This is a genomic window from Vreelandella zhanjiangensis DSM 21076 (assembly GCF_000377665.1).
GTDB lineage: Bacteria > Pseudomonadota > Gammaproteobacteria > Pseudomonadales > Halomonadaceae > Vreelandella > Vreelandella zhanjiangensis.
This window is the reverse complement of sequence record NZ_KB898654.1, coordinates 32,033-58,450: the sequence shown is the minus strand read 5'-3', so window position 1 is coordinate 58,450 and position 26,418 is coordinate 32,033. Positions and strand designations below refer to the sequence as shown.

Here is a 26,418-nt window from a genome sequence, read left to right as displayed (position 1 = left end):
TTTATCAATTTTTAGGCTCCGAGAGTCGCTGTGTAAATGGTATAAACGGATTGGCTGGCCGTCATAAACAGGCGGTTACGTCCCTGGCCAGCAAAGCACACGTTGGAACACACCTCGGGTAATAGTACGCGGCCCAAAAGTTCGCCTGTCGGCGAGAATACCACTACGCCATCAATGCCCTCGCCACCGTTGGCACTCGACCAGATATTGCCGTCTATATCGCAGGCCATGCCGTCGAAAATCGTATCTTCACTGGTGACGATTACCTGCCGGTCGCTAACGCTTCGCCCATCCTCGCTAAGCGACCAGCGAATGATCCTGGCGGGCTCTTCAAAATGGGTCGGGGCGCTATCGCTGGCGTAGAAACTGCGACCATCCGGCGTCAGCACGATCCCGTTGGGTTTGTGGATATCCTCGGTGAGCTTGATGGGCTCATCAAGGCTATCGTCGACGTAATAGATGGCTGTTTCGAGCTCCAGGGCGCGCTTTTTACCTTCGTAGTCAAAATGAGCGCCATATCCCGGGTCGGTGAAGATTACGCCTCCCGAAGGCAGAGCCACTAAATCGTTAGGGGCGTTCAGTGGTTTACCCTGATAGCGCTCGGCCAGTACCGTAGTGGAGCCATCCCATTCATAGCGCAATACGCGCGATGGATAGTGCTCGCAGGAGATTAAGCGCCCTTGATGATCGAAGGTGTTGCCGTTGGAGTACCCGACATTGTGTCTTAACACGCTGACCTGGTCAGTTGCTTCGCCCCAGCGCATTTGCAGAGCGCGTGGAATATCGCTGAAGACAACGTAGCGTCCCACGGCATTCCATGCCGGCCCTTCAGTCCATAGCCCTCCGCTCCAGTGGCGCTCCAGAGGGCTATTGAAAATCATGTAATCATTAAATCGGGGATCTTCGACTTTCCAGGCATCGATGGGGTAGCGATCAGGAACGTCACCCTGCGAGGTTTGGAGAGCAAAGAGCGGTGATGATGTACCGACAGCGGCTAAAGCAGCCGTTGCCGAGAGGAACTGACGACGTCCAAGTTTCATGGGATTGTCCTAGCTTTTGTTATTAGCGCTATTGGCGAAGCGAATCCGAAACTGTCTGAAATGCTGTCTCAAGTACGATCTTAAATACGATCTAAATAAGGCCTCAAACAAAAGGTAGAACATAAGCCGCTATAAGTCATGCATACGGCTGCCCGACATATTTCATCCGGGCAGCTGGCTTTAAGCTGAATAAACGTTACTTGGCAATGGTGTCAGCAATGGCGCGGCCCAAACTTTCAGTAGTGCCCTGGCCGCCAACATCGCGGGTGACCACTTGGCTGTCGCCTTCGCTAAGCACGTTTTCAATAGCTGTAACCATCGCATCAGCGGCTTCTTTATAGCCCAGATGCTCAAGCATCATGGCGCCAGACCAGATCTGGCCAATCGGGTTGGCGATGCCTTTACCTGCAATATCCGGCGCGCTGCCGTGTACCGGCTCGAACAGGCTGGGGAATTTGCCTTCCGGATTGATATTGGCCGAAGGCGCAATGCCGATGGTGCCGGTACACGCCGGGCCCAGGTCGGACAGAATATCGCCAAACAGGTTGCTGCCGACGACCACGTCGAACCAGTCTGGATGCAGCACGAAATTGGCGGTCAGGATATCGATATGGAATTTATCTACGTTGATATCCGGGTACTGCTTGGCCATTTCCAGCACCCGCTCATCCCAGTAGGGCATGGTGATAGAGATGCCGTTGGACTTGGTGGCCGAGGTGAGCTTTTTACGCGGGCGGGTTTGGGCCAGGTCAAACGCGTATTTCAGTACCCGGTCAACGCCAGTACGGCTCATCACGGTTTCCTGGATGACGATTTCGCGCTCGGTGCCTTCAAACATCTTGCCGCCAATGCTTGAGTACTCGCCTTCGGTATTCTCGCGTACCACGTAGAAGTCGATATCGCCCGGTTTACGACCGGTCAAGGGGCTTTTGATGCCGGGCATCAGTTTGCAGGGGCGCAAGTTAATGTATTGATCGAACCGGCGGCGGAACTGGAGTAGCGACCCCCATAAGGAAATGTGGTCAGGGACTTTTTCAGGCCAGCCTACGGCACCATAAAACAGCGCATCAAAACCTTTGAGCTGTTCAAACCAGTCGTCCGGCATCATCTGGCCGTGCTCAAGGTAGTAGTCGCAGCTGCCAAACTCAAAAGTTGTGAACTCAAGGTCAATATTAAAGCGTTTGGCGGTGGCCTCTAAGGCACGAATACCTTCGGGCATGACTTCGGTGCCAATGCCGTCGCCAGCGATAACTGCAATGCGGTGGGCCATATGGACTCCTGGTTTGTTGTTAAGACGCGTTATTAAGACTCGTATTAAAAAAAGTGCTTATGAATACTAGCTAGAAAAGTGTAGCGGCTTTGGAGAAGATAATAATCAGGCTACTATGCAAGCTATTGTTGCTTAAAAGTAGAGAATCCATGTCGGCACTAGACGATCTTGCGTTTTTCCAGACGTTGGCCCGTGCGGGAAGCTTAACGACTACGGCACGCGAGCTGGGGCTTTCACTGTCGGCGGTAAGCAAACGCTTAAAACAGTTGGAAGCAAGGTTAGGCGTGGAGCTTGCCGCACGCACCACCCGGCGACTAACGCTAACGGCAGAGGGCGAGCGCTATTTATCCCGCGGGGCGCTGATTCTGGATGAGCTGGGGGAGCTTGAGAATTCACTCACCGATACGCATCTCCATGGGCTTAGCGGGCGGCTGCGGGTCAACGCGACCTTCGGCTTTGGGAGGCGGCATATCGCGCCGCTGCTATCCAGCTTTTGCGAAGCCCACGCCGATGTAGAAGGGTGGTTAGAGCTCACCAATTTTCCTATGAACCTAAGTGATCACGGCTTTGATGTGGGCATCCGGGTTGGCGAGCCGCCTGATTCGCGTTTAATCGCCAAGCCCATTTTGCCCAATCGCCGAGTGCTGTGTGCTGCCCCTGCCTATATTGCCCAAATGCCGGCATTGACAACACCTGCGGATCTTACACGCCAGGCCTGCCTGCTGATTCGTGAAAACGATACGGATTTTCCGCTGTGGCGTTTTGAGCGCTGCGATGACCCGGAGCACGTTCAGTCGGTGAAAGTCAGCGGGCGGCTTGCCAGTAATGATGGTGAGGTAGTTACCCGCCTGGCGTTGGATGGTCATGGGGTTATGCTGCGTTCCTGGTGGGATGTGAACGAGCACCTTGCCAGTGGAGCACTTCAGCCGTTATTGACGCAGTGGCAGGGCGTGCGAGCAGATTTCTACGCGGTGTTTGAACAGCGCCGCCATGTGCCCACCCGGTTACGCACGTTTATCGACTATGTGCAGCGTGAGATAACCGGGCGGGTACCACCGCTACCCTCAGTAAACAGCCTTCAATAGTGGCGAGGGCACTCTTCACCATGCTTCAGAATATAGATTATCCTCTACTGGCGGGGCGCTACAGGTATTATTGGGCGCTGCCGCGTTAGCATACGGTTTCAACGTTTTGTCGGAAACCAACCGGTAAGTTTAGTATCTTACCCTTGTCGCCAGCAGGACATCGGCACAGGTTGATAGTGGGATAATAGTAACGATACAAGAAGGGTACGCCGAGACGTGCTCCCCAAGCGGTAATAAACAAAGGAGTGTTGTATGTGGCATCAGCAGGAAATTCACTTAACCGAGCTGGCGCGGGGATTTCATTTAATTACCGATGAGGTGGCTCGGGCACTGCCGTGCTTGTCGGAATGCAGTGTCGGACTTTTGCACCTGCAGCTAATGCATACTTCCGCGTCGCTTACGCTCAATGAAAATACCGACCCGGATGTACGGCACGATTTAAATGCCTTTATGCGCAACCTGATACCCGAAGGGCTGAGCTACTTTCGGCACACGCTGGAAGGCCCCGATGATATGCCAGCGCATGTGGCTGCCAGTTTGCTGGGAACCCAGGTAACGCTTGCCGTGCGCGATGGACGATTAGCGCTGGGCACATGGCAGGGCCTTTGGTTAGGAGAGCATCGCGACCACGGCGGGCCTCGCCGACTGCTCGCGACATTAAATGGCTGCGAGACACGCTAAATTTTTATACCGTTATCTTGTTTCTGGTCTCATGAATAAGTCGTTCTAAATGCCCTCGCAAACTCGGTGAAGATGCCCAGCGTGGCGTAAGCCAATCCCCAGTCAAGCTCAAAGTAAGCCGGTAGCGACTGCTACAGGCTACCAAGGCGATAAGGTGCGCCTGAGTAAGTAAACCGATTTGCTGCATGCAGGGGCAACCGCCAAGTGGATGAACTGGCAGTGGCTAATCAGCCAAATTTAAGTTTATGGGCGCAACATCGGAATAAATACGTCAATTTTCTTGCCATTTTGGTGCAGGCGTGAAGAATGAAGCGCCTTCGATAAGTTAAAAAAGGGCATGGGTATGGATTTTACGATTCCAGAGCTGTTGACTGCGGCCGTTGACCGCAGCAACGGACTACTGTGGGGCAGCGTGCTGATTTACCTGCTGATTGGCGCGGGGCTTTATTTCACGATAAGGACCGGTGGCATTCAGGTGCGTTATTTCGGCCATATGTTCAAGCTGCTGCGCACCTCGCGCGATGCCGGCGAGGGCATTTCCTCGTTTCAGGCGCTTTCAACAAGCTTGGCCGCCCGTGTAGGTACCGGCAACCTGGCAGGCGTAGCGGTAGCCATCTACTTCGGTGGCCCGGGGGCGATCTTCTGGATGTGGATGACCGCGATGGTGGGTATGGCCACCAGTTTCATCGAGTCCACCCTGGCCCAGGCGTACAAGACCGACCACGGCGACAATACCTTCCGCGGCGGTCCGGCACGCTATATTGAGCGCGGGCTCGGGCTACGCTGGCTAGCGGTGCTGTTCTCTATCTGTTTGATCATTGCATTTGGATTGGCGTTTAACAGCGTGCAGGCCAACTCCATCGCCCAGGCCATGGAGCAGGCATTTGCCGTTCCCACCTGGGCCATGGGGTTAGTCTTGGTGGTCGTTGTTACGCCGATTATCTTCGGTGGCTTGAAATCTATCGCCAAGGTCGCGGAGCTGGTTGTGCCGTTGATGGCGCTGCTGTATCTGGTGCTTGCACTGGTAGTGGTGGCGCTTAATATCGGTGATTTCCCTGCCGCGATCATGACGATTATCCGCAGCGCCTTCGGTATTGAGCAGGCCGCTGGCGGTGCCGTCGGCTATGCCATTTCGCAAGCGATCATGAACGGTATCCAGCGCGGGCTGTTCTCTAACGAAGCGGGTATGGGCTCGGCGCCTAACGCGGCGGCCACGGCCAGCACGCGGCCCAATCATCCGGCGGCGCAGGGCTTTATCCAGATGCTGGGCGTATTTCTGGATACGCTGGTGATCTGTACCGCGACAGCGGCGATTATCATTATGGCAGGCCCCGAGCTTCTGGCGGGCGAAGAGAATAACGGCATTCAATTGACTCAGATGGCGCTTTCAAGCCACGTGGGCGACTGGGGCGCGATGTTCGTTGCGGTCGCGATTTTACTGTTCGCCTTCACATCGGTGATCGCCAACTACTCCTACGGCGAATCCAACATTGAGTATCTGGCCGGTCGGCGTGCGCCGGTTGCCGTGTTTATTTACCGCTTGGCGGTGCTGGCGATGATCATGGTGGGTTCGGTGGCAAGCCTGGGCGCAATCTGGAACTTTGCCGACCTTTCCATGGGCATGATGGCGATTATTAACCTGGTGGCTATCTTGATGCTGTCCCCCGTTGCCTTTGCGCTGTTCCGTGATTATGAGCAGCAGTTAAAAGCGGGCAAAGAGCCCACCTTCGACCCCAGCAAGTTCCCTAAGCTTGCTAATAAGGTTGACCCCAATGCATGGCCCAAAAAGCCGTAATAGCCAGCCAGTTAAAGACCCCGCCTCGAGCGGGGTTTTTTATGAATGGCTTAATGATTCGATTTTATCGAATATAACGCGCAGATCATTGCGCTTTTGATTAATCAGAATCATCGTAAAATAGCTCCAATCCTCTTATTTACTATGTTTCTGGAGCACTTACATGACGACTCGCGCCCTGCTGATAACCTCCTCCGTACTTGGTGAAAATGGTCAGTCCAACGCCTTGGCAAGCCATTTTGAAACGCGTGCCGCTGCTCGCGATGGGGTAGAGGTAACCGCACGCAATGTGGTTGCCAACGCGCTGCCCCACTTGGATATCGCCGAACTGGGCGCATGGCAAACCCCGGCGGATGAGCGCAGTGAAGAGCAAAAAGCGCTGGCGATGCGTTCTGATGAGCTAATTGCTGAACTGCGTGCGAGTGACGTGCTGGTGATTGCCGTGCCGATGTATAACCTGGGCATTCCTTCGCAGTTAAAAGCCTGGTTTGACCGCGTGCTGCGCGCTGGCGAAACCTTCCGCTACACGGAAACTGGTCCTCAGGGCTTGGTAGAGGGTAAACGTGCGATCATTCTGGCGGCTCGTGGTGGCATGTATGCCGGTACAGAGCTTGATAGCCAAACGCCCCATCTGAAAAGCATGTTGGGCCTGATGGGCATCAAAGATGTCGATGTGGTCTACGCTGAAGGTTTAAACATGGGTGACGCAACGCGCGGCGCTGCCCTTAAAGAAGCGTTCCAAGCGATTGATCAGCAGGTGGACGCGTTATAAGGTCGAGACTTAAGGCCTGAGGTTGAAACGGAGATACCCGCGATGGCACGCCCTGAACTGCTTGAACAGATTTACACGATTGTCGATCAGATTCCGGCAGGCAGGGTGACAACCTATGGGCGGATTGCCGCCATGACCGAAGGCGCTACGCCGCGCATGGTAGGCTCAGCCATGCGCCATTTACCGGATGGTCATCAGTTGCCTTGGCATCGGGTGATTGCGGCGTCGTTAAAACTTGCCGATCACGGTGGTGCTGCTCGTCAGCACCAAAAACTGCGTGACGAAGGCGTGGCCTTTGATGCAAAAGGGCGTGTACCCGCTCATCTGGTTTGGCCTGATTAACGCTAACACTGCACTATATAAACATGACCTGCCTACAAGAACGCCGCCCAGTGACTTCATAAAGCTGGGCGGCGTTTTGCGTTACCAAGGCGGGTTACTGTTTACCCTTCAGTAGAATTATCCTTCAGTAGAGCCGCCGGACTTGAGTGACCAGTCGCGCCAGCGCAGATCAAACAGATCCTTGCGGCGGTCTTTGAGGTTGGTCACCGAGCCCTCGGCACGTACCACGGTCAGGCGGGTCAGATCCAAATCCGAGAAGAAGATCATCTCGGTATTGGGCGTGGTTTCTGCGAGCACCGCGTCGTGAGGGAAGGCAAAGTCGGACGGCGTAAATACCGCTGACTGGGCGTACTGGATATCCAGATTTTCGATCGAGGGCAGGTTGCCGACGCTGCCGCATAGCACCACGTAGCACTCATTCTCGATAGCCCGAGCCTGAGCGCAGTGACGCACTCGCAGGTAACCGTTCTTGGTATCGGTCCAGAAGGGCACGAACAGAATATCCATATCCTGGTCGGCCAGCAGGCGCCCAAGCTCCGGAAACTCCACGTCGTAACAGATCAGAATACCTACCCGGCCTGCATCGGTATCGAATACCTGCAGATTGTCGCCGCCCTCGATTACCCAGTCACGGCGCTCTTGTGGAGTGATATGCAGTTTGGCCTGCTTATCAATGTCGCCGTCGCGGTGGAAAAGATAGGCCACGTTGTAAAGCCGGTCGTCCTCGCCCACCTCGATCATCGAGCCGCCCACGATGTTGATGTTGTAGGACACCGCCATGCGTGAAAGCTCGGCCTTGAAGCGCTCGGTAAAGCTTGCCAGAAAGCGGATGGCGCCCATCTGGTCCTGCTGGGCGGCGCGGTCCTGCAAGCCCATCAACGGCGTGGTGAACAGCTCCGGGAAAACGGCAAAGTCGCTCTGATAATCCGACAGCGCATCCACGAAGTATTCGATCTGCTGGAGGGCAGCTTCCACCGAGGCGAATTCACGCATCTGCCACTGAACGGCGCCTACCCGCACCTGGGTCGGGCGTGTGTCCAGCACATTCTCGGCGGGCTCGAAGAGGATGTTGTTCCACTCAAGCAGTGTCGCGTAGCCCCGGGACTGTTCGTCTTCTGGCAGGTACTTGCGCAGCAGGCGCTTGACCTGGAAATCGTTGGCCAGCTGGAAAGACAGAATCGGGTCGTAGATCTCCTTGCGGGAGACCTTGTCGATGTACTGAGCCGGGGACAGTTCATCGGCGTGCTGGTAGTACTCAGGGATTCGCCCGCCGGCAAGGATGGCACGCAGGTTGTGCGAGCGGCACAGCTCCTTGCGCGCTTCGTAAAGTCGACGGCCCAGGCGGTAGCCGCGGTAGTCCGGGTGGATCAACACATCCAGCCCGTACATCGCATCGCCTTCCTGATTGTTGAGAATGATCTCACGGTGGCCGATCAGGTCGTCATACTTGTGCGGGTTAGAAAACTCGTCGTAATCCACCTGCACCGTCAGCGCTACACCTACCAGGTTGCCGTCGTCTTCAATGGCGATCTGGCCGTCAGGAAACTCCTGAATTAATTTATCGATGGTGTGCCGAGGCCAAGCACCGCCGATATCGTGATAGACAGCGTCCATCAATGTCTTGAGCTGATCGTAATCATCGCTCGTCAGGTTGCGCAGATTTAGATGCAGTTCTTCTAAGGACATATCAGGGGGTTCCAAAATATAAAGAAAACAGCTTAGTACAAGATGACTAGGCGTTGCCCGGCTTATTTGCCGCCACGCTTCGCACTAGCGGGCGCGTTAGAGTCTGCGCCATGATCACGCCTGCCAGAATCAGAAGGCCACCGGTAAAGTGAAAGCCTGCTACCTGCTCGCCCAGCATTGCCATGGCGATCAGCGCACTGAACAGCGGCATCAGGTTGATGAAGATGCTCGCCTGGTTGGCGCCGATCTGGCGTACGGCGCGCATCCACAGATAGGTAGTAATTACCGAGGCGGGAATACCCGCATACACGATCAGCCCGATGTTCTGGGTATCTACCGGGGTCATGGGGCCCATCAGGTAGGGTGGGAGCAGAAACAGCACCGCAAAACATACCTGAGCATAGAGCATCACCCAGGGCGGTAAGTTCATTTTCCAGCGCTTGAGCATGACACCGTAAAGCGCGTAGCAGCTGGCGGCGACCACCATCAGGGCATCGCCCCGCGCCACCTCAAGATTAAGAAGCGAAAGGGGGTTGCCGCGGCCCAGCAGTACGGTCACACCGATAAACGCCAGCACACCGCCCATGACGCCGCCAAGCGTGGGCGGCTCGCGCAGAATCAGCGCACTCAGCAGAACGGTCAGAAGCGGTACCATGGCGGCCAGGATGCCCATGTTGGTCGCCGTGGTGGTTTCGGCCGCCACATAGGCAAGCCCTTGCCATAGCCCCATGCCCAAAAGCCCCAAGGAAGCCAGCTTGTACCAGTTCCGGGCGATTTCCGGGCGATGGCGAATCACCGCGGGCAGCACGAAAGGCGTCATAACCAGAAGCGCCAGCAGCCAGCGCAGAAAGGCGATACTGCTGGGCGCAATGGCGCCCACGGTCAACTGGTTGATGGTCATATTGCCCGACCAGATCAGGACGGTGGCAAGTGGCGGTAGAAAGTAGATCAGCGGCATCACAGTTTCCTTGTCGTTAGCCGGATAATGTTACGTGCTTTAGCGTTGGGAGCAAGCGCTAAGACTGTACGTGATGGCTAGGATGTCATACGCTTGTTTGAATAATGCCAAGGAGAACCGTGATGACCCGTGCGCCTGCTTACCCGCATCTTTTTCAGCCGATTACGATTGGCCATTTAACGCTGCCCAATCGCATTCTGATGGGTTCCATGCATACCAATCTGGAAGAGGCGCCCAATGGCTTTGACCGTCTGGCGGCGTTTTACGCGGAACGGGCGCGGGCAGGGGTAAGTTTGATTGTCACCGGGGGGATTGCACCCAATGCCGAAGGGGCGGTTTTTCAAGGCGCCCATGCGCTGACCGATGAATCGCATCTGGCGGAGCACCGTCAGGTGGTAGAGGCGGTACACGCCGAAGGTGGGCATCTGTGCATGCAGATTCTCCATGCGGGTCGCTACGCTTATTCACCTGAGCTGGTGGCGCCCTCGGCCATTCAAGCGCCGATTAACCCGTTTACGCCGCGTGAGCTAAGCCATGCAGACGTCGAGCAGCAAATTGCTGACTACGTGCGCTGTGCATGCCTGGCTCAGCAGGCGGGCTATGACGGTGTCGAGATCATGGGCTCGGAAGGCTATCTGATTAACCAGTTTATCTGCCAGCGCACCAATCAACGTGACGATGACTGGGGCGGCCCGTTTGAGAACCGCATCCGCTTTCCGCTGGAGATTGTCAGGCGTATTCGGGCGGCGGTGGGGGAGCGTTTTGTGGTGATCTTTCGCCTGTCGATGATTGATCTGGTGGAAGAGGGCAGCACGTGGCAAGAGATTGTCACGCTTGGCCAAGCGGTTGAGGCGGCGGGCGCCGACATCATCAATACCGGGATTGGCTGGCATGAAGCGCGGGTACCCACCATTGTCACCAGCGTACCCCGTGCGGCATTTACGGAAGTGACCCGACGCATTAAAGCGGCGCTTTCGATTCCGCTGATCACCACCAACCGTATCAATATGCCGGAGATTGCCGAGCAGGTGCTGGCTGAAGGCCATGCCGACATGGTATCCATGGCGCGCCCGTTTCTGGCTGACCCTGAGTGGGTGCGCAAAGCCGGAGCGGGGCAGGCGGATGAAATCAATACCTGTATTGCCTGTAACCAGGCCTGCCTGGATCACACCTTTGCGGGCAAGTTAACCTCCTGTTTGGTTAATCCACGCGCTTGCCATGAAACTGAGCTTGTGATTGAGGCTGCCGCAACACCTCAAAAAGTCGCGGTGGTCGGCGGTGGGCCAGCAGGGCTTGCCACGGCGGTTACCGCCGCCAGCCGTGGCCATCACGTTGTGCTGTTTGAGCAGCGTGACGCGTTGGGTGGGCAGTTTAACTATGCCCGCAAGATTCCTGGCAAGGAGGAGTTTAACGAAACCCTGCGCTATTACCGCGTGATGTTGGAAAAGTACGCGGTGGAGGTACGTTTAAATACTCGCGCAACGCCAGACGCCTTGGCCGAATTTGATCATATCGTCATGGCCAGCGGGGTGCGCCCAAGAACCCTGACGCTGCCAGGTGCCGAGCACCAAAGAGTGATGGGCTATGCCGAGGCGATTGAATCTCCTCAGCGGGTAGGCCGCCGGGTAGCGGTGATTGGCGCGGGTGGGATCGGTTTTGATGTTTCTGAGCTTTTAGCTCACGAGGAGCACCCGGCGTTGGATATTGATACCTGGTGCGACGAGTGGGGCGTTGATTTGGCCGTTAGCGAGCGCGGTGGTTTAAAAAATCCTATAGCGCCGCGCGTATCGCGTGAGCTTGTCATGTTACAGCGCAAAACCTCCAAACCCGGCAAGTACCTGGGCAAAACGACCGGCTGGGTACACAGGGCTTCGCTCAAGGCACGGGGCGTGACCACCTTAACCGGCTGCGAGTACGTCAAAATTGATGATGCCGGACTGCATATTCGCCACAACGGTGAAGACCGCGTGCTGAATGTGGACAGCATTGTGGTATGTGCCGGTCAGGAGTCGGTGCGCGACTTGATCGAGCCGTTAGAAGCGTCGGGTAAGCGAGTGCATGTCATTGGCGGTGCCGATGAGGCGGCTGAACTGGATGCCAAGCGCGCCATTGACCAAGGGATGCGCCTGGCCGCAAAGCTATAAGCGCGTTGATAATGGCGGGTGACGCTTATCCATAAATGACGATAGACTGGCTGGTCCATCACCTTATTAAGCATAACGTGATGTTAAAGGCGCTAGTGGCACCCAGCTGGCGCCGTAACTGTGTCTGTACAAGACAATGCCAGTGAAAAAGGATCAGCGTCATGACGTCGGAGTGTACCCCCCGTTTTTTAGCCAGCGATAACACCTCCGGTATTTGCCCGGAAGCCATGGAGTATTTGCTGGAAGCAAATCAGGTCGATGATTTGGCATATGGCAATGACCGTTGGACCGAGCGTGCCGCGAACCGCTTTCGCGAAATGTTCGACTACGACTGCGATGTGTTTTTTGTATTCAACGGTACCGCCGCCAATTCGTTGGCACTGTCGGCGATGGGGCGTAGCTACCACAGCGTGATCTGCCATGAGCTGGCGCATATAGAAACGGACGAGTGTGGTGGCCCCGAATTCTTCTCCAACGGTGCCAAACTGCTGACCTCGCCGGGGGCGAATGGCAAGCTGACGCCTGAAGGTATTGAGGCGTTAGTGACACGGCGTAGCGATATTCACTACCCCAAGCCTAAAGTGGTTTCGCTGACCCAGGCGACGGAAGTCGGAACGGTATATACCCGTGAAGAACTGCTGGCCATCCGCGCGATTGCCGATAAGCATGATTTACGCCTGCACATGGATGGCGCACGCTTTGCCAATACCTGTGCCGGCCTGAATGCTACGCCTGCCGAGCTAACCTGGCAGGTGGGCGTCGATGCGCTATGTTTTTCGGGTACTAAAAATGGCTTGGCGATGGGTGAGGCTATTTTATTTTTTAACCGCGAGCTGGCGGAAGATTTTTCGTATCGCTGCAAGCAGGCCGGTCAGCTGGCGTCCAAGATGCGCTATATCTCGGCTCCCTGGCTTGGGTTGCTGGAAAGCGGGGCTTGGCTCACCAACGCTCAGCATGCCAACGCCATGGCGCAGTATTTAGCGGAAGGCTTGCAGGCGCTGCCGGGGGTATCGCTCATGTTTCCCACCCAGGCAAACAGCGTATTTGTCGAATTGCCTGCCCATGCGATTGGCGCGTTGAAGGCTAAAGGGTGGACCTTTTATACCTTTATCGGCGCGGGCGGCGCGCGTTTTGTGTGTGCCTGGAACACGACCGTTGAATTACTCGATTTGCTGATCGCTGACGTCAAAGTAGCGCTGGAAGACAGCCCTTCATAAGCGCTGCACTCCTAAGTGCTTATCCTTTAGCGTCTTTACGCTTATCGTGATTACGCCGCTACGCGTGTAGCGGCTTTTTTGTAGGTGTTTTTCACTCAGACAATGCCTTATCAGAATTTAAGCGTTAAACGCTGTTGGCTGTGTGCTTGGGTCTTAAACTGCTTTTTCATCAATAGCCTATCGTTAGATGGCTATGCTGTGGGGGGGTGTTTGCACGAACGTTGTGGCGTTGCGTTGAAGTTTTAGTCATCACATTTTGCTAATGCTGGCTACGCTAATAGAGCGACACCTCGTTCGGCACACCACAACAAAAATACTCGTCTGGGTGGTGATTGTCTGGGGATGGCCATAGGAGAGTTCCATGAGCATCTTTGATCACGTTCAAGACCGTTTTGCCCGCGTTCAGCAAGAAGACATGAGCCTGGAAGAGTACCTGGCGCTTTGTCGTCGTGACCCAAAGGCTTATGCCAGTGCTTCCGAGCGTATGCTGGAAGCCATTGGTGAACCTAGCGTTATCGATACCGCTAAAGACCCTCGCCTATCACGTATCTTTTCCAATAAAGTGATACGCCGCTATCCGGTATTTGCGGAATTTCACGGCATGGAGGAAGCCATTGAGCAGATCGTGGCCTACTTCCGTCATGCGGCCCAGGGGCTTGAAGAGCGCAAGCAGATTCTCTATCTGCTTGGGCCTGTGGGGGGCGGTAAGTCGTCACTTGCTGAACGATTGAAGCTGCTCATGGAGCGCATCCCTTTTTATGCTATCAAGGGTTCGCCGGTTTATGAGTCACCGCTTGGGCTGTTTTCGCCTGAAGAGGACGGCGAGCTGCTGGAGAAAGAGTATGGGATTGCACCGCGCTATCTTAAAAGCGTGATGTCGCCTTGGGCGGCCAAGCGTTTAAAAGAGTACGGCGGGGATATTTCCCAGTTCCGTGTGGTACGCCTTTACCCCTCTCGGTTGCATCAAATTGCCATTTCTAAAACGGAGCCAGGGGATGAAAACAACCAGGATATCTCCTCGTTGGTAGGTAAGGTCGATATCCGTCAGCTTGAGCTTTACTCCCAGGATGATCCAGACGCCTACAGCTTCTCAGGCGGGCTTTGCCGCGCCAACCAGGGGCTGATGGAGTTCGTTGAAATGTTTAAAGCGCCGATCAAGGTGCTTCATCCGCTCTTAACGGCGACTCAGGAAGGCAACTACAACCCGACCGAAGGCATGGGCGCTATCCCGTTTGACGGCGTGATTCTGGCCCACTCCAACGAATCCGAATGGCAGGCGTTTCGCAATAACCGCAACAACGAGGCGTTTTTAGACCGGGTATATATCGTCAAGGTGCCTTACTGCTTGCGCGTATCCGAAGAGATCAAGATCTACCAGAAACTCCTCGAAGACTCTTCACTCAATGCCGCCCCGTGTGCGCCGGATACCTTGCGCATGCTAGCTCAGTTCTCGGTACTTTCGCGCCTGAAAGTGCCGGAGAACTCGAGTATTTACTCTAAAATGCGTGTCTATGACGGTGAAAACCTCAAGGATACCGACCCGCGTGCCAAATCGATTCAGGAGTACCGTGACGCCGCCGGTGTAGATGAAGGCATGCAGGGGCTTTCCACCCGGTTTGCCTTCAAGATTCTCTCAAAAGTCTTCAACTTTGACGGTACCGAAGTTTCAGCTAACCCGGTACATCTGCTCTACGTGCTTGAGCAGGCGCTTGAGCGCGAACAGCTGCCTTCGGAAGTGTTCGAGCGCTACCTGGGCTTTATTAAAGAGTTTCTGGCGCCGCGCTACGTGGAGTTTATCGGCAAAGAGATTCAAACGGCTTACCTTGAATCCTACAGTGAATACGGTCAGAACATTTTTGACCGCTACGTCACCTATGCCGATTTCTGGATTCAGGATCAGGAGTACCGCGACCCTGAAACCGGTGAGCTGCTAAATCGTCAGTCGCTCAATGAAGAGCTTGAAAAAATCGAGAAGCCCGCGGGTATCTCCAACCCTAAAGATTTCCGTCATGAGGTGGTCAACTTTGTACTGCGTGCGCGTGCCCAGAATAACGGCATGAATCCTAGCTGGCAGTCGTATGAGAAGCTCAAAGGTGTGATTGAGCACAAGATGTTTGCCAATACCGAAGAGCTTCTACCGGTTATCTCGTTTAACGCTAAAGCGTCGAAATCGGATCAGAATAAGCATGAAGACTTTGTAGAGCGTATGGTTGAGCGGGGCTATACCGAGAAACAGGTACGCTTGCTTTCCGAATGGTATCTGCGCGTGCGCAAGTCTCAGTAGCGGCAAAGACTCTTGGCGGTTAGGGAGGTCGTATGACCTACTTTATTGATCGAAGGCCAAATGCAAAGCATAAAAGCGCGGTTAACCGGCAGCGCTTTTTGGAGCGCTATCGTAAGCATATCAAGCGCTCAGTCGAGGAAGCGGTTAACCGGCGCTCGATTACCGATATGGAGCGTGGTGAAAAAATCTCTATTCCGACCAAGGATATCTCTGAGCCGGTGTTCCAGCATGGCCCTGGCGGGGCGCGCAATATTGTCGCGCCGGGTAATAAAGAGTTTTTGCCGGGAGATAAAATTCGTCGCCCTGGCGGGCAGGGTGGCGGGGGCGGCGCTGGTGAAGGTAGTGCTTCCAATCAGGGTGAAGGGGATGACGAATTTGCGTTTACGCTTAGCCGGGAGGAGTTTTTAGAGTTTGTCTTTGATGGTCTGGAGCTTCCTCATCTGCAGCGCAAGCCGCTTAAGTCGTTGGAAGAAATCAAAATGGTGCGTGCAGGGCTTTCCAGAGATGGCGTACCTGCGCGTATCAGCATTACCCGCTCCATGCGGGAAGCCTACGCAAGGCGTATTGCCATGCGGGCACCCATCAAACGGGCATTAAAAGAGGCTCAGCAAGCCTTGGAGGACGAAGAGCGTAAAGACACCGTACTGCGTAATCCAGCGCGTATTGTCGAGCTTAAAGCCGAGATCGAACGCCTGGAAAAGCGCATTGAGGCCGTGCCGTTTATTGATACCTACGATTTACGTTATCACCAGTTAAGCGCTCAGCCGCAACCTTCAAGCCAGGCAGTGATGTTCTGCGTCATGGACGTTTCCGGCTCAATGACGCAAAACCACAAAGATATCGCCAAGCGTTTTTTCCTGTTGCTGTATCTGTTTCTGGAAAAGCATTACGAAAAAGTGGAGCTGGTGTTTGTGCGCCACCATACCGCCGCAAGGGAGGTCAGCGAGGAGGAGTTTTTCTATTCACGAGAAACGGGAGGCACGATTGTTTCAAGCGCGCTGACGCTGGTGAATAAAATTATTCAGGCGCGTTACCCAGCCGAGAAGTGGAATCTTTACGTGGCGCAGGCCTCTGATGGAGATAATTGGGATGATGACTCCAATACCTGCCGCGATTTGCTGATTAAACAATTGATGCCACAGCTGCAGTACTACGCCTATGTGGAGATTACCCCCCATGACCATCAATCTCTTTGGCATGAATATCAGAGCGTAGCGGAACACTTTCCAGAACGCTTTGCGATGCAGCAAATTGTCGGAGCCGGCGATATTTATCCCGTGTTTCGTGAGCTGTTTAAACGCCGCTTAAATCAAGCGCGTTAACCGCGTATTGAGGAGTGCGCCATGAGTGCGTCCCAAAAGCCCATAGCGACGGGTTCTGACTGGAACTTCAATGATCTGGAGCGCTTTAACGATAAGCTCGCCGCGCTTGCCGATGAGTACCGTCTGAACACCTACCCCAATCAAATTGAAGTGATCACCACCGAGCAAATGATGGATGCCTACGCCAGTGTGGGGATGCCGGTGGGCTATCACCATTGGTCGTTTGGTAAACAGTTCCTGGCCGTCGAGCAGGCCTACAAGCGTGGCCAGATGGGCCTCGCCTATGAGCTTGTAATTAATTCCAACCCCTGCATCGCCTACTTGATGGAAGAAAATACCTTAATGATGCAGGTGTTGGTAATGGCCCATGCGTGTTACGGGCATAACTCCTTCTTCAAGGGTAATTACCTGTTTCGCACCTGGACCGATGCCGAATCGATCGTCGACTATCTAGTATTTGCACGCCAATACATCGCTCAGTGCGAAGAGCGCCATGGCGTACATGCCGTTGAGCAACTGTTGGATGCATGCCACGCATTGCAAAACTACGGCGTTGATCGCTATAAGCGCCCTTCGCCTATCTCCGCAGAAGAGGAGGCCAAGCGTCAGGATGAGCGCGAGGCCTACCTGCAAACGCAGGTAAATATGCTGTGGCGCACGATTCCTGAGCTGCCCGGCAACGCAACGCCGCTACCTGGCAGCCTACACAGTGATGATGATCCTCTGGGGTTGCACAGCGGTGGCAATTATCCGCCGGAACCTCAGGAAAACCTGCTGTATTTTATTGAAAAAAACGCGCCACTACTGGCCCCATGGCAGCGTGAGATGGTGCGCATTGTGCGCAAGCTGGCGCAATATTTTTATCCCCAACGCCAAACCCAGGTAATGAATGAGGGCTGGGCGTGCTTCTGGCATTACACGCTAATGAATCGCCTCTATGACGAGGGCGATGTTGATGAAGGCTTAATGCTGGAGTTCTTGCAGTCTCATGCGGCGGTGATCAACCAGCCCGATTTTGATAGCCCTTATTACAACGGGATTAACCCCTATGCGTTGGGGTTTGCCATTTTTATGGATATCAAACGGATCTGCGAAGCGCCGACGGAGGAAGATCAGCAGTGGTTTCCGGATATTGCGGGCACACCCTGGCGAAGCACGCTTGAATTTGCCATGTGCAACTTCAAAGATGAATCGTTTATCCAGCAGTATTTATCGCCCAAAGTGATGCGCGATCTTAAGCTGTTTTTAATTGTGGATGATGACCAAGTCGAGACGCTTGTCGTGGGGGCTATTCACAACGAGCAGGGCTATCGCCGGGTACGCGACGCGCTTTCCACTCAGTATGCGCTTTCAGTTAAAGAGCCAAATATTCAAGTAGTTGAAGCGGCTATTCGGGGTGACCGCTCCTTAACGCTGCACCATATACAGGATAGCCGACGCCCGCTCGGCCGCAGCGTTTACCCGGTAATCCGCCATTTGCATGAGCTTTGGGGGTTTCCAGTGCGGTTGGTTTCCATGGATGAAGGGCGCGTAACGCATCGCTATCGCTGGCCGGTAGAAGAGGAGAGCAAAGACAAGTCTTAAGTGATACTAAGCCCTGCATTGGGCAGGGCTTTTTTAAGCTAACCATGTTCTTAAGTGGGCTCTGGTTACATTAGCCCTGCGCGACCCAGGATTGACACCAGCCAGCTGGGGCGACGCTATGTTCAGGGAAAAGTTGACAGCCCTGGGTATCGGCGGTGTAGAACATGCAGTTATCACAGCGCTCACCGGCTTCGTAAGCGGGATGGTCGCTGGCATTGCTGGCATCTTCGACATAACTCAGCGCTTGGGCACTGGGCGCGGAAGGGTCAAGACGCGGCAATGACTGAGCAAATGCCGTTTTTGATAGAATACCGATACCCAAGGGTAGACTTACCAAACCCAATACACTGCTACGTATAAAATGACGACGGCTCTGGTTAGCCATGATTTCTCCTGTAGATCACACTTACAAATAGGTCACGGGGAACGGGTGATTAAGCCACCTCTTGTTAGCTCTTTTTAGTTTAGCCACTCTATGACAGCTATTACCGTGAGATTATCCCTGCCATGCTCGCCAATGGTAACGTCATACGCGACTTGCCGAATAGCCCGCCCGAGCTGCGGATTGCATTAGGCCTGTTATACTCCACTCTCTTTTCGTATCACTTACATTCTTAGTGAGGACGCCATGCAAAACGCAGTTATTTTAATTAATACCGAAAAAGGCCAGGTCAAAGCAGTGGCTGAGCGTTTAGCGGACGTGGAAGGCATCAGTGAAGTGTACTCGACCTGCGGGCGTTACGATCTTGTGGCGATTGCCCGCACCCGGGATTTTGAAAGCCTCGCTGAACTGGTTACCGAGCGCCTTAATGAAGTTGAGGGCATTAGCGATACAGAAACGCTCAACGCCATGCAGGTGCACTCACGTCATGACCTGGAAACCATGTTTTCACTGGGCTGGTAACCAGAGACTAAGCACTTTATGACATATAGGATGTGTTGACGCTTTACTTACAGGGAGCTTAAGCGTCGACACTGCTGGTGGCGCATTCCCTTTTGCATAGCACCGACGCCAAAAGAATGAGGCCCTTGAGTGCTGGCTTTGGCTATCGACGTGCTAAATGGCGAAGCGAATAGAAAAATTAAAGAGAGTAGGGAGTAGGGGAGCTTGGGAAGATCACTTCTACGCTTGCGTCGCCAAGGCCGGCGTTTGGGCGTTGCCGTGCTGTTTGTTGTCGCCGGGGCTGGCTTATGGGAGTTTCAGGAACGCCAGTATCAGGATGAGTATACCTGGATGGGGGTGCCGACCTGGGATGGTTTTCAATTTACAACGTTTCACCGCGTACTGCGTAATAACGGCTATCTGGTAGGGTGGTCCGATGTGCGTGTCAACCCGCTATGGGTAAGCTATCAACTGACGGCGATTGCTGACGATACGAGCATTGGGCCTCGGCCGAATTTTCGGGCTGATTGGCGAACGCTTTGGCCAGTTAAAACGGACAGTTATTCAGGCAGTGGCTATGACCGTGGGCATATGGCGCCCAACTATGCGATTGCGGCGGTGCATGGGCGTGAGGCTCAAACAGATACGTTTTTAATGAGCAACATGACGCCGCAGCGGCCTAATCTTAATCGTCAGCTCTGGCAGCGTCTGGAAGAGTCAGTCATGGATCACTTCGCACCGCGCTTTGACCGTTTGCAGGTCATTACCGGCCCCATCTTTCCTGAACACTTTATGGATAATGTGTTTAACCGGGTAGGCTTTGTCGAAGTGCCTGAGGCGTTCTATAAAATTATCGTTGCCCCGCATAACGAAGCCCCGCTGGCGCTGGCGTTTATTATGCCGCAAGACGTGCGTGGCAATGAGCCGCTGGATGATTATCTCGTGACGATTGATGAAATAGAGGCGCGCACGGGACTTAACTTTTTCCCCGACCTATCACCGGAAATAGAAGCCGTACTAGAAGGTGAGTTGCATACCCAGGGGTGGGCATTAGAACAGATAGCCCGGCGGCCAGGGCGGTTTCAGTAAGCTTGGATAAAAAAGCAATAGCGGATGTTCGGGAGCAAGATCTTAAGTTTTAGATCTCTCTCTCGCTACAGCTGTAAAGCGCCATTAATAATCAGACGATAAGCCGAGCATGGTCAGTGCCAATACGTTAAGTATGCACGTAAATAGAAAAACATAAGGGGGGGAACAAATAGGGGAAAATCTAGAGATAATGATGCGGACGGGAACCATTGAATGGTGCCCAGGAGAGGACTTGAACCTCCACGTCCATACGGACACTAGCACCTGAAGCTAGCGCGTCTACCAATTCCGCCACCTGGGCGCATCATTTATTACTTATAGCACATCTATTTGTGTTCGTATGGTGCCCAGGAGAGGACTTGAACCTCCACGTCCATACAGACACTAGCACCTGAAGCTAGCGCGTCTACCAATTCCGCCACCTGGGCGAACACAAATGTCTTACTCAACTACCTACTCGGTTAAGTCGGCTATAAAAACACTGACATAACAAAGTATGGTGCCCAGAAGAGGACTTGAACCTCCACGTCCATACGGACACTAGCACCTGAAGCTAGCGCGTCTACCAATTCCGCCATCTGGGCAAGTGGCGCGTATAATACGCGGGTCGCGATTAAATGCAAGACCAGTAAGCTAATTTTATAGTGTAAATCGCAGAATTGCTGCTTAAGGTGGTTGGGTCATGGATCATGCAGCGCTATACTGCGGGTATGACCAAACATAACGTTAATTTTTTCAGCCTGATAATTGCTGAAACCCATCAAACGCAGCTGATGTCTGCTGCTTTTTTTGTCCGCCTCCCGCAAACGCCATTAAGGATGTCGATCGCATGAAGTATTGGACGTTGAGTGATGATCCGCACGCTGAGCGCGAGGCGCAAAAATATGATAATCCGGCACCTAGCCGTGAATATTTGTTAGCTGCGCTTGAAACCTACGGCAAACCGATTACTCATGAAAACATGAGCCGTATGCTGGGCATCGAGGATGAAGATCATCTTGAAGCCGTTCGTCGCCGTATGGCAGCCATGGAGCGTGACGGGCAGGTGCTGCGCGACCGTCGCGGTGCGTATGCGCTGATCGATAAGCTTGATCTCATCAAGGGCAATGTCCTGGGGCATCGGGACGGCTTCGGGTTCTTGATCCGTGACGATGGCAAAAAGCCTGACCTGCTATTGCCGCCACGCCAAATGCGTCGCGTGTTCCACGGCGACCACGTTCTGGCGCGCGTTAGCGGCACCGACCGGCGTGGACGCGATGAAGCGACGATTGCCGAGGTGATTGCCCGCAATACGCAAACTATCGTCGGGGTATACCGGAGCAATACGCCTGAATTCGGCATATTGATTCCTGAGAATCCGCGTATTACCCAGGAAATCATCATTCCGCACAGCGCCAGTGCTGGAGCAAAGGATGGCCAGGTGATTTCGGCCAGAGTTGTTCAGCAGCCTGCCACACGCGTACAGCCTGTGGGTGAGGTAATTGAGGTGCTGGGCGAGCGTATGGACCCGGGTATGGAAATCGATATTGCGATTCGCAGTTACGATATCCCGGCTGAGTTTCCGCCTGAAGTATTGGATCAAACCAGCGGTATTTCCGCCGAAGTGCTGGAAGACGATAAACAGCACCGCGTTGACCTGCGGGATATTCCGCTGGTGACGATCGATGATGAATCCGCCAAGGATTTCGATGACGCCGTGTGCGCGTGGAAAACGAAATCGGGTAGCTGGAAACTGTTGGTCGCAATCGCTGACGTCTCACATTACGTGCGTCCGGGTACGGCGTTGGACAATGAAGCGCGCATACGAGGCAACTCGGTGTATTTCCCGGGGCAGGTTGTGCCGATGCTGCCGGAGCTTTTATCCAACGGCCTCTGCTCACTGAATCCGCACGTAGATCGCTTGGTCATGGTTTGTGAGATGAATATCTCCAAGACCGGCGCGATCAGCCGCTACTCTTTTTATGAAGCGGTTATGAATTCTCACGCGCGCCTCACCTATAACAAGGTGGCGGCGATGCTTGATAACGAAAGCGAAGACGGCGCTGCTCTGCGTGAAGAGCACAAAGCGCTGGTCAAGCCGTTGAATGACCTTCACGAGCTTTACCACTTATTGCGTGAGGCGCGTAACGAGCGTGGGGCGATTGATTTCGATACCACCGAAACGGCGATTATCTTTAACGAAGAGCGCAAAATCGACAAGATCGTGCCGCGTAGCCGTAACGATGCGCACAAGGTCATTGAAGAGTGCATGCTGGCGGCTAACGTGGCGACCGCACGTTTCTTGGACAAGCACGACCTTCCTGCACTGTACCGGATACACGAGCGGCCAACGCCTGAGCGACTGGACAAGCTGCGCCTGTTCTTGAACGAACTGGGGCTTTCTGTGGGTGGCGGAGATCTGCCTACGCCGCAGGATTATCAGGCGCTACGCGAGGCGATCAAGGATCGCCCCGACGCCGATATTATCCAGACGGTCATGCTGCGCTCCATGAACCAGGCCGTTTACTCGCCGCAGAATGAAGGCCACTTCGGGCTGGCGTATCAGGCCTATGCCCACTTTACCTCGCCGATTCGTCGTTATCCTGACCTGCTGGTTCACCGCGCGATACGTTCGGTGATCCGTGGTCCGCGTCAGACCAATACGGTAATACGCGTTGAAGGTGCCCCGGTCGATCCACCGAGCAAATGGTGCCCTTATACGTTTGAGCAGATGCTCGAACTTGGCGAGCACTGCTCGATGACCGAGCGTCGTGCCGATGAGGCCACGCGCGATGTCGAGAGCTGGCTCAAGTGTGAGTTTATGTCTGACAAGCTGGGCGAAACCTTTGAAGGAACGATCGCATCGGTTACCCAGTTTGGTCTGTTTGTGCGTCTGGATGCGTTTTATGTCGAAGGCCTGGTTCACGTGACCTCGCTGCCGTCAGACTACTACCACTACGAGGCGGAGAAGCATCGCCTTAAAGGTGAGCGGACGGGCACCACGTATCGACTGGGCGACGGCTTAACCGTGCAGGTTGCCCGCGTTGATATGGATGATCGCAAGATTGATTTCAGCTTGACCGACGATAAGCCGCGCCCACGTCGTCAGCCGCGTAAGCGCCGCAGTGGCGATACTAATGAAGCGGCTGCGCCCAAGAGCGATGCGGCACCTAAGAAAGATAAACCGAAAGATAAGCCATCCACGCGTCGCGGCCCACGGCGCACGCGTCAGTCATCACCGAAGAGAGGTTGAGCATGAAGTCAGCGTCGTCTCGACGTGGCCCGCGCACTATGGTTCGCACGCCTGATGGGCTGGACCAGGTGTATGGCGTGCATGCTCTGCAAAGCTTGTTGGAGCGCGGTGAAACGCCGCGTGAGCTTTGGGTGCAGCAGGGGGCAGGCAGCCGTTTGGCCGAAGTTGTAGAGCAGGCGCAAGCGCGCGGCGCACGTATTAAAGAACAGCCTCGCGACTTGCTGGACCAGCTAACTCAAGGGGCCGCTCACCAGGGGGTGGTGGCATTTTGTCCGCCGCTAACGCCTGAAGGTGAAGAGTCTTTGTGGTTGAAGCTGCGCGCCTGGAAGGCCGAAACGCCTCCGCTACTGCTTGTACTTGATGGCGTGACCGATGTTCACAACTTTGGTGCCTGTTTGCGCAGTGCCGATGCGGCGGGTGCGCACGGTGTAATTGTGGCTAAAGATAAAGCGGCGCCGCTCAATGCCACGGTGCGTAAAGTAGCCTGTGGCGCGGCTGAGGTCGTGCCGGTTTATCAGGTAACCAATCTTTCGCGCACGCTCGCCAAATTAAAAGACGCTGGCGTATGGATTACCGGTACAGCCGGAGAGGCCGATGCCAGCATCTATGCTATCGATATGACCGGACCTACTGCGCTCGTGATGGGAGCAGAAGGGAAGGGAATGCGACGCTTAACCCGTGAAGCGTGCGATAACCTGGCCAAGCTGCCCATGGCAGGTCAGGTTTCAAGCCTGAATGTCTCGGTGGCTACGGGTATTTGCTTGTTTGAAGCGGTACGCCAACGTCAGCTTGCAAGTTAGCCGCTTGCCCACTAGAATACCTGCGCCCGTTTGTCTACAGGCGGGCACAGGTTTTCAAACAGTAGTTCTGCTTAATGCCTTAGCTGCCGCCTAGCGGTAAGTTGGGTGCATTTCAGTTAACTCCTTGCTTCCCTGTCGTCGTTCTTCGCTTACTGCGGGTACACACACCGGAAGCTGTCAAACCGCAAGGAGATCCTATGCGTCATTATGAAATCGTATTTATGGTCCACCCGGATCAGAGCGAGCAGGTGCCGGCCATGGTCGAGCGCTACACCAGCATCGTTACTGAAAACGCTGGTACCGTGCATCGCTTGGAAGATTGGGGCCGTCGTCACCTGGCTTACCCGATCAACAAGATTCACAAAGCCCACTACGTGCTGATGAACGTTGAATGTACTGGCGAGACGCTCGAAGAAATCGAGAACATCTTCCGCTTCAACGATGCCATCATCCGCAGCCTGGTTGTACGCTGCAAGGAAGCGGTTACCGAAGCTTCCCCGATGATGAAACCGGCAGAAGAGAAGCGTCCGCGTCGCGAAGACAAGCCGCGCGCTGATGCTGACTCTGATTCAGAAATCGAAACTGCCTGATTCTATCCACTGCACGTTTTAAGGAGCTAATCCATGGCACGTTTTTTCCGTCGCCGTAAGTTTTGCCGCTTCACTGCTGAAGGCGTCAAGCAGATCGATTACAAAGATCTCGACACCCTGAAGGCTTACATCACCGAAACTGGCAAGATTGTTCCGAGCCGTATCACCGGCACTAAAGCACGCTACCAGCGTCAGCTGGCGACTGCTATCAAGCGTTCGCGCTACCTGGCGCTGCTGCCCTACTCCGATAGCCACCAGTAAGCGTTTAACGTGATGCTGGCACTGGCAAGATGGCTAATGCGAGGGCTGCCTTACGCCGTAGGCGGGGCAGCGCTGGCAACGCTAGTGCCTTGGTTGTTCTGGTTAGGTGCAGCTATTGCGGCGTTAGTGACCCTGCGTAAAGGCTTCGCGCCTGCACTACCGGTCATCATCGCCGCTGCGCTACCGGCAGGTTTTTGGTGGGCGCAGGGCGACGTTATTCCGCTTACCAGCGTATTGCTGGTAACGCTGATGGCGACGGTTCTGCGTGAAAGGATGCGTTGGAGTGAAGCATTGCTTGCGGGCACATTAGTGGCGGCGGCAATGGTACAGTTCGGCATCTTTAGCCCGCCTGGCGGTATGGAGCTAATGCTTGAGCAACTGCGACAAGGTTCTTCGGACGTTGATCGCATGCTCACGGAGCTGGCTAGCCAAGGGTACGATACTCAAATGCTTGCCTCCATTGTGGTGGGTGGTGTTACGGGTCTTGTGGTTTTGGTCGTAGCTATCGCATGTTTGGCCCTGGCACGAAGCTGGCAGGCGGGGTTGTATAACCCGCACGGTTTTCGTGAAGAGTTTCATGCCTTTAGACTCACACCTAAAGAGCTTGCCGTACTAGCGGTACTCGGTGTGGTTGGCATGATGCTGGGGGCGCATTCGGTGGCGGTGCTTGGCTGGATTCCGCTATTGGTTGCTGGCATCGCGTTAGTGCATGGTTATATTGGATTAAAGGGGATGAACGGGCTGTGGCTGGTGGCATTTTATGTGCTGCTGATCACGACCTGGCCCACGATTCTCATTGTGCTGCTGTTGGGGCTGATTGATACATTCGCGAAAATTCGCGCACGCCTTGCCCGCGGCAACTGACAAGAGGTTTACGAGATGGAAGTCATTCTGCTCGACAACATTGGTAAGCTGGGCGGCCTGGGTGACAAGGTCACTGTTAAGCCTGGTTATGGTCGTAACTACTTGGTGCCTTACGGTTTAGCCGTACCGGCCACCAAGGAAAACGTTGAAGCATTTGAAGTACAGCGTGCTGAGCTTGAAGCTCAAGCCGCTGAGCGCAAGGCAGAAGCCCAGGCGCGCGCTGAACAGCTGAACGACATCGAGCTTTCTCTGGTGTCTAAAGCTGGCGACGAAGGCAAGCTGTTTGGTTCTATCGGTCCGCGTGACCTGGCTGACGCTATTTCCTCTGCTGGCATCGATGTTGCCAAGAGCGAAGTACGTATGCCGCAAGGCCCGATTCGCCAAACTGGCGAATACGACATCGCCCTCCACCTGCATGCAGAAGTGGACGCCGTTGTTCGCGTGGTAGTTGTCGCAGAGTAATTCCTGCTACTGCTATTAACGCCACAAAGGGCGCGGGATTTCCCGCGCCCTTTGTTA

23 protein-coding genes and 3 tRNA genes are annotated in these 26,418 nt (G+C 54.5%); 18 read left to right on the top strand and 8 right to left on the bottom strand.

Annotation, left to right across the window (positions count from 1 at the left end; all coding sequences use genetic code 11):
• Positions 1–11: 11 nt before the first annotated feature.
• Complete coding sequence (locus D467_RS0116445; protein ID WP_018918633.1) at positions 12–1,040, bottom strand: SMP-30/gluconolactonase/LRE family protein; 1,029 nt, start codon at positions 1,038–1,040, stop codon at positions 12–14.
• 196 nt (positions 1,041–1,236) lie between these two features.
• Positions 1,237–2,310 carry a tartrate dehydrogenase gene (locus tag D467_RS0116440; RefSeq protein ID WP_018918632.1) on the bottom strand — a complete coding sequence of 358 codons (1,074 nt, stop codon included), beginning with the start codon at positions 2,308–2,310 and terminating at the stop codon, positions 1,237–1,239.
• A 149-nt stretch (positions 2,311–2,459) separates the two neighbouring features.
• Here D467_RS0116440 and D467_RS0116435 point away from each other — a divergent pair, with 149 nt between their 5' ends.
• From D467_RS0116435 to D467_RS0116415, 5 genes are all read left to right on the top strand, one after another.
• On the top strand, positions 2,460–3,395 hold the full coding sequence (locus D467_RS0116435; RefSeq protein WP_018918631.1) for a LysR family transcriptional regulator: 936 nt from the start codon (positions 2,460–2,462) through the stop codon (positions 3,393–3,395).
• Positions 3,396–3,647: 252 nt separating this feature from the next.
• On the top strand, positions 3,648–4,076 hold the full coding sequence (locus D467_RS0116430; protein ID WP_018918630.1) for a secondary thiamine-phosphate synthase enzyme YjbQ: 429 nt from the start codon (positions 3,648–3,650) through the stop codon (positions 4,074–4,076).
• Between the two features lie 343 nt (positions 4,077–4,419).
• On the top strand, positions 4,420–5,871 hold the full coding sequence (locus tag D467_RS0116425; RefSeq protein WP_018918629.1) for an alanine/glycine:cation symporter family protein: 1,452 nt from the start codon (positions 4,420–4,422) through the stop codon (positions 5,869–5,871).
• Positions 5,872–6,034: 163 nt separating this feature from the next.
• Positions 6,035–6,643, top strand: coding sequence for an FMN-dependent NADH-azoreductase (locus D467_RS0116420; RefSeq protein WP_018918628.1), 609 nt, complete (start codon positions 6,035–6,037; stop codon positions 6,641–6,643).
• Positions 6,644–6,685: 42 nt separating this feature from the next.
• Positions 6,686–6,985, top strand: coding sequence for an MGMT family protein (locus D467_RS0116415; protein ID WP_018918627.1), 300 nt, complete (start codon positions 6,686–6,688; stop codon positions 6,983–6,985).
• A gap of 117 nt (positions 6,986–7,102) precedes the next feature.
• Here D467_RS0116415 and D467_RS0116410 read toward each other — a convergent pair whose 3' ends face one another.
• Positions 7,103–8,671, bottom strand: coding sequence for a bifunctional GNAT family N-acetyltransferase/carbon-nitrogen hydrolase family protein (locus D467_RS0116410; protein WP_018918626.1), 1,569 nt, complete (start codon positions 8,669–8,671; stop codon positions 7,103–7,105).
• Positions 8,672–8,717: 46 nt separating this feature from the next.
• Positions 8,718–9,629: a DMT family transporter gene (locus D467_RS0116405; RefSeq protein WP_018918625.1), complete on the bottom strand. Its 912-nt coding sequence runs from the start codon at positions 9,627–9,629 to the stop codon at positions 8,718–8,720.
• Between the two features lie 122 nt (positions 9,630–9,751).
• Here D467_RS0116405 and D467_RS0116400 point away from each other — a divergent pair, with 122 nt between their 5' ends.
• From D467_RS0116400 to D467_RS0116380, 5 genes are all read left to right on the top strand, one after another.
• Entirely contained in the window at positions 9,752–11,773 is a 2,022-nt protein-coding gene (locus tag D467_RS0116400) for an NADPH-dependent 2,4-dienoyl-CoA reductase (RefSeq protein WP_018918624.1), read from the top strand.
• 161 nt (positions 11,774–11,934) lie between these two features.
• A complete protein-coding gene (locus tag D467_RS0116395; protein WP_018918623.1) occupies positions 11,935–12,990 on the top strand; it encodes a threonine aldolase family protein in 1,056 nt (351 codons plus the stop codon).
• A 361-nt stretch (positions 12,991–13,351) separates the two neighbouring features.
• Positions 13,352–15,274, top strand: coding sequence for a PrkA family serine protein kinase (locus D467_RS0116390; RefSeq protein WP_018918622.1), 1,923 nt, complete (start codon positions 13,352–13,354; stop codon positions 15,272–15,274).
• A 32-nt stretch (positions 15,275–15,306) separates the two neighbouring features.
• Positions 15,307–16,596, top strand: coding sequence for a YeaH/YhbH family protein (locus D467_RS0116385; RefSeq protein WP_018918621.1), 1,290 nt, complete (start codon positions 15,307–15,309; stop codon positions 16,594–16,596).
• Positions 16,597–16,617: 21 nt separating this feature from the next.
• Positions 16,618–18,180, top strand: a complete 1,563-nt coding sequence (locus D467_RS0116380) for a SpoVR family protein (protein WP_018918620.1) — start codon at positions 16,618–16,620, stop codon at positions 18,178–18,180.
• 70 nt (positions 18,181–18,250) lie between these two features.
• Here the strand turns inward: D467_RS0116380 and D467_RS0116375 are convergent, their stop codons facing one another.
• A complete protein-coding gene (locus D467_RS0116375; RefSeq protein ID WP_018918619.1) occupies positions 18,251–18,565 on the bottom strand; it encodes a high-potential iron-sulfur protein in 315 nt (104 codons plus the stop codon).
• Between the two features lie 243 nt (positions 18,566–18,808).
• Here D467_RS0116375 and D467_RS0116370 point away from each other — a divergent pair, with 243 nt between their 5' ends.
• Both D467_RS0116370 and D467_RS0116365 read left to right on the top strand, forming a co-directional pair.
• A complete protein-coding gene (locus D467_RS0116370; protein WP_018918618.1) occupies positions 18,809–19,084 on the top strand; it encodes an Lrp/AsnC family transcriptional regulator in 276 nt (91 codons plus the stop codon).
• A gap of 204 nt (positions 19,085–19,288) precedes the next feature.
• On the top strand, positions 19,289–20,152 hold the full coding sequence (locus tag D467_RS0116365) for a DNA/RNA non-specific endonuclease (protein ID WP_026285808.1): 864 nt from the start codon (positions 19,289–19,291) through the stop codon (positions 20,150–20,152).
• Between the two features lie 214 nt (positions 20,153–20,366).
• On the opposite strand, the gene D467_RS0116360 is transcribed toward D467_RS0116365, so the two are convergent.
• From D467_RS0116360 to D467_RS0116350, 3 genes are all read right to left on the bottom strand, one after another.
• Positions 20,367–20,453, bottom strand: a tRNA-Leu gene (locus D467_RS0116360).
• 40 nt (positions 20,454–20,493) lie between these two features.
• Positions 20,494–20,580, bottom strand: a tRNA-Leu gene (locus tag D467_RS0116355).
• 69 nt (positions 20,581–20,649) lie between these two features.
• Positions 20,650–20,736: transfer RNA gene (locus tag D467_RS0116350), tRNA-Leu, on the bottom strand.
• A gap of 245 nt (positions 20,737–20,981) precedes the next feature.
• On the opposite strand from D467_RS0116350, the gene rnr reads away from it, so the two are divergent.
• From rnr to rplI, 6 genes are all read left to right on the top strand, one after another.
• A complete protein-coding gene (rnr, locus tag D467_RS0116340; protein ID WP_018918615.1) occupies positions 20,982–23,384 on the top strand; it encodes a ribonuclease R in 2,403 nt (800 codons plus the stop codon).
• Positions 23,385–23,386: 2 nt separating this feature from the next.
• The gene (rlmB, locus tag D467_RS0116335; protein ID WP_018918614.1) at positions 23,387–24,184 is read left to right on the top strand and encodes a 23S rRNA (guanosine(2251)-2'-O)-methyltransferase RlmB; all 798 of its coding nucleotides are present in this window, start codon (positions 23,387–23,389) and stop codon (positions 24,182–24,184) included.
• Between the two features lie 197 nt (positions 24,185–24,381).
• Positions 24,382–24,774 (top strand): 30S ribosomal protein S6, encoded by a 393-nt coding sequence (rpsF, locus tag D467_RS0116330; RefSeq protein ID WP_018918613.1) that lies wholly within the window; start codon positions 24,382–24,384, stop codon positions 24,772–24,774.
• A gap of 33 nt (positions 24,775–24,807) precedes the next feature.
• Positions 24,808–25,035, top strand: coding sequence for a 30S ribosomal protein S18 (gene rpsR, locus D467_RS0116325; RefSeq protein ID WP_009097135.1), 228 nt, complete (start codon positions 24,808–24,810; stop codon positions 25,033–25,035).
• 12 nt (positions 25,036–25,047) lie between these two features.
• Complete coding sequence (locus D467_RS0116320; protein ID WP_018918612.1) at positions 25,048–25,899, top strand: hypothetical protein; 852 nt, start codon at positions 25,048–25,050, stop codon at positions 25,897–25,899.
• Positions 25,900–25,914: 15 nt separating this feature from the next.
• Positions 25,915–26,361 (top strand): 50S ribosomal protein L9, encoded by a 447-nt coding sequence (gene rplI / locus D467_RS0116315; RefSeq protein WP_018918611.1) that lies wholly within the window; start codon positions 25,915–25,917, stop codon positions 26,359–26,361.
• Positions 26,362–26,418: the final 57 nt, after the last annotated feature.